General features: G+C 48.6%; 1 protein-coding gene. It reads left to right on the top strand.

Annotated features, from left to right (window positions below; all coding sequences use genetic code 11):
* Positions 1-623 (top strand): HAMP domain-containing protein (locus tag R8N49_RS28360; RefSeq protein WP_318190598.1); only part of this gene is annotated, 623 nt, incomplete at both ends.

Here is a 623-nt window from a genome sequence, read left to right as displayed (position 1 = left end):
AACGAGACCAGTCTCGAAGTTGGTAGCCAGAATTTGGTGAGTGTGTTTGCTCAAGCTTCGAGAGACGCGGTAATCGCAACGGATCTGGCGTACTTAGACAGCTTTGCACGCTCTGTCGTAAGTGAGCACAAGTTGGCTTACATCCGTATCGTCAATCAAGATGGCATCGAACTTACGCTTCAAGGTGATTACACAGGCGTTGAAACCAATGTTCGTCCTTTCGATGCAAGCGACGGTGTTTATGACGTGGCGAAAGCAATTACGTTAGGCGATCAGACTTTTGGCGTGGTAGAAATGGGTGTTCACGTCGAGCATGTTCATCAAATGCTTTCGTTTGCGACTCATGCGAGTTTGGTGATTGCCTTTGTCGAAATGTCGCTGGTGGCGTTGTTTTCATTTGCGCTAGGCAGCTACTTGATGAAGCGTCTGGATCTTCTCCGCACTGGGGTAATCAAGGTTTCACAGCAAGGGCCGGGTTCGCAAATTTCTATTTCAGGCAATGACGAAGTCACGCGCGTTGGAGAGGCGTTTAACCAAATGTCGCGCTCTTTAGCGCAAGCGCAAAACAAACTTCAGCAAGAACATCAGACCCAGCAGCAGTTATCCGCCAAAATATCTCAGCT

This window comes from Vibrio sp. 1978 (genome assembly GCF_033344345.1).
Note: the sequence above shows the minus strand (reverse complement) of the source record. Positions and strands in the feature narration are given on the sequence as shown.